We start from the raw sequence: 3,292 nt of genomic DNA on the forward strand, positions 1-3,292 counted from the left end.
CGATGCTTCGTTTGGCACTGACCAATGACGCTCCCGTCGAGTGTACTCATCGCCGCGAACAAGGTCGTCACTCCGTTGCGCTTATAGTCATGTGTCATCGTTTGGCAACGCCCCTTCTTAAGTGGCAATCCCGGCTGCGTACGGTCCAGTGCCTGAATCTGCGACTTCTCGTCACAGCAAAAAACCAAGGCGCTTTCCGGCGGGTTCAGATACAGCCCAACAATGTCCTCAAGCTTCTCCGTGAAGTGCTTGTCGTTCGATACCTTGAAGGTCGATACCCGATGCGGCTTGAGGCCGTGGGCATGCCAGATGCGCCGAACGCTCGCTTCGCTGATACCCACCGCAGCGGCCATTGTCCGGGTGCTCCAGTGCGTGGCATTGGCCGGCGATTGCTGGGTTGTCATCTTCACGATCGCTTTGACCTTGCGCTCAGAAATCTGCGGCTTGCGTCCTGGCCGCGTTCCATCCCGCTCAATTCCCGATTGACCATCTTCGATGTATCGACCACGCCAACGTGCCACTGTGGCGCGCAAAACGCCCAACTCCGCGCTAATCTCCTTGTCCGTCGATCGGTCCGATCTCGATTTCGGATTTAAGCACGCGGAACCCACGTTCGATATCGGCTAATGATTTATACCGTTTTACGACCTCGCCAGGCGCGAGGTCGGCGGTGTTCGTGACCAGCAGCAGTTTACCGTCCATCAAGCGCGCATGCGCCAGCGCACGCTCATCAATCGAGTACGTGAACAACTCGCTTTTAAGGTCGACCCGGACGATGCGCGCCAAGTGCGCTTCACACACTTCGTGATAGAAGCGGGCGCGCGCTCCGCCATCGGAGAGCTTGCGTCCGCGCTTGCGCGCGCCGCCTTCCTGTCCATCGAGTTTGCCCGCCCACTGGGCTGCTTTTTGCTCCAGCGCGCCGATGATGAGGTCGCGCTTGGCACCGGCGGCCAGCGCCACCTGCGGATCATGAGCGATGATCAGGCGCAGCTTGTCCCACTGCGCATCGCCCAGCACCTCCTCCTTGGCGTCAGCGCAAGTGGCGTCGTGGAACGGCGTCAGGATATCGACGAAATCGTTGTAGCGCCGGCCTGGGACTGCAAGAATGAATTCAAGTGTCCCGCCACCGGGCAGGGTAATGGCCTGCAGATCGGCCAGGTTGTCTGTCGAGAGCAAGCCGCGGTCAGCGACGGCGATGACGCGCTTGACGGGGAAGCGCTGGACGATCTTTTCAATGATGGGCTTGCCTATGTACTTGATTCATATGGAATGCGCTCAGGAAAAAGGGTGAAAAACCGCGTCAAACTGTCGAACTCGGGCGAGCCGGCAGCGATGCGCAAAACCATGACTTACGACCAAGGCCGCGAGATGCACGGCCACAAAATCCTCACCGAACGAACCGGCGTCCAGATCTATTTCGCCGACCCGCACAGCCCTTGGCAGCGCGGCTCAAATGAGAACACCAATGGTCTTCTGCGCCAGTACATGCCGAAGGGATCGGACCTGTCGATCTACTCGCAAGACGACCTCGATGCCATCGCACTGTCGCTCAATACACGCCCGCGAGCGAGGTTTAATTCTAACTCGCCGCTCGTCGTTTATACTCGGCACATAGCATTGCTGCAACATCAAACCAACACTGTTAATTAACCCAGTGTTGCGCTTGGTATTTGAAACCGCCCACTGTTACGAGGAAATCAGGCATTCACAGCGGTAGTCGACATAGTAGCCGAAGTCAAGTTCCACTCAAAACGGCATTGGGCCCTCCTTGCTACCGTTTGCACAGTCTACCCAGCCCTAAACTCCAGTAACAGGTGAAGCGGCCGGACGCTTACCATTAACTGATCAGTGCCAGCTACCTTTTACAGTTTGATTTTAAATAGGCCAAGACATCGCGTTGAATAGTTATATTCCTCGGAAAACCGTCGATATAGTCGCAGCGAATATTGAAGGGCTTGTCCTTTGGGAGCATTTTAATCGGTCCGTAGTCATCACTATCACTTGCATTTAAAAGAATCCAGGAAAATGGCCACGCTTTTTCTCCAGTCGGCAGCCCTAGTGCTGAATATTGGGAGCCAAAGGCATTCGTCACCAGCAGCGGATTTTGCGGCATTTCTCTTTGTCTATAGGTGTACTCAACCGCTTGCAGGACACCCCACTGTTCAGCCTGGCCTAGCTCTCCCCGGGGTAAAACGTAGAACGCATAATAGGACATTCCACTTAGAATGAGGGTAAGAAACGTGGCAATGCCGCATTTGATAAGGATCGATCGGCTATTTATAAACATGATGTTGTTTGACCGATTATTGGTTATATGATCCCAATGAGCCGGGGGCAGTGCTACCTTGGAAGTAGGTCCGCGTGGACGCACCAGGGTAGCTCATCGCCGCCCCTGCGGATATGCGTGGAAGGATAGGGCTCCAAGAGGGACTTCCTTCCCCGATACCCCCACTCGCCAGAGCATTAGTTACCGCGTTAGCACAATTATTGCTGGTGAGATTATATTGCGAGCCTTCAAACTTTAGCATAGACGCCACGATATTTCGTTCCTGCTCAGGAGTCGTCTTTAATGTAATCACGGAAACGTTGCGCTGTTTTAATTGACCATTAATATATGATGTGGTACTTGAGCCAAACGGATAATCCGCCGTCCCGAAGCTATAGACGCCTTTTCCGGTAGTAGCGATTGCAATGTGACCAAATGGGTTGGTGGAAATCGCGCCTGAAAGGATAACTGCCGTATCTAAACCAGTTGGATCGACATAGGTTAGCGGATTGCCGCCGACATAAGCGTAAGTATTGAGACCGCCTGCCAATCCAATAGGATCGCTTTGCATGTATCGCCCAAGTGAAGCGTCATAGTAGCGATTCCAGTTTTGCCATAGATTCGTTTCACTATCGAAATACTGACCTGGAAACCCGACATTCATGCCTCCTATCGTATCGTGCACGATACGGCGGTCGAACGTTGCATTCTCCGCGCGCCACGTAACTGTGCCATTTGCGTCGGTAAGCACTTCCGGACGCCCTACCTGGTCATTGTGACTGGCATAAAATTGGCCACTGCGCGATAGACCTAACAATTCGCCGCCGAGCCATACGTACGAGGTGGTGTAGCCACCAATCCACCCAAGTTAGCGATGGGCGTGCACTTCAGTAAATTATTATCGATGTTTTCACAATAACACTTGACATCACCTTAAAATCGCGGCGTCCAGCATGGATTTTTACTATCCCTGCCTGCCATGTCCGTTCTGACCACGCTGTTCCAAGATTTCGCCGCGCGCCTATG

At 53.8% G+C, this 3,292-nt stretch carries 2 protein-coding genes and 4 pseudogenes; 1 reads left to right on the forward strand and 5 read right to left on the reverse strand.

The genetic code is table 11. From position 1 onward, the window contains the following. Both ACP7D4_RS27740 and ACP7D4_RS27745 read right to left on the reverse strand, forming a co-directional pair. Positions 1–566: pseudogene (locus ACP7D4_RS27740) on the reverse strand (IS630 family transposase); the annotation flags it as partial. 1 nt (position 567) lies between these two features. Then, positions 568–1,242 (reverse strand): annotated as a pseudogene (locus ACP7D4_RS27745) (IS1634 family transposase); the annotation flags it as partial. Positions 1,243–1,314: 72 nt separating this feature from the next. On the opposite strand from ACP7D4_RS27745, the pseudogene ACP7D4_RS27750 reads away from it, so the two are divergent. Then, positions 1,315–1,650: pseudogene (locus tag ACP7D4_RS27750) on the forward strand (IS30 family transposase); the annotation flags it as partial. Between the two features lie 205 nt (positions 1,651–1,855). On the opposite strand, the gene ACP7D4_RS27755 reads toward ACP7D4_RS27750, so the two are convergent. From ACP7D4_RS27755 to ACP7D4_RS27765, 3 genes and pseudogenes are all read right to left on the reverse strand, one after another. Then, complete coding sequence (locus ACP7D4_RS27755; RefSeq protein ID WP_426212646.1) at positions 1,856–2,287, reverse strand: hypothetical protein; 432 nt, start codon at positions 2,285–2,287, stop codon at positions 1,856–1,858. Positions 2,288–2,303: 16 nt separating this feature from the next. Then, positions 2,304–2,930: an RHS repeat-associated core domain-containing protein gene (locus ACP7D4_RS27760; RefSeq protein ID WP_426212648.1), complete on the reverse strand. Its 627-nt coding sequence runs from the start codon at positions 2,928–2,930 to the stop codon at positions 2,304–2,306. A gap of 48 nt (positions 2,931–2,978) precedes the next feature. After that, positions 2,979–3,083 (reverse strand): annotated as a pseudogene (locus ACP7D4_RS27765) (RHS domain-containing protein); the annotation flags it as partial. Positions 3,084–3,292: the final 209 nt, after the last annotated feature.

Origin of the sequence: Massilia sp. TWP1-3-3, from assembly GCF_049897805.1 — a bacterium.
Lineage (GTDB): Bacteria > Pseudomonadota > Gammaproteobacteria > Burkholderiales > Burkholderiaceae_D > Telluria_A.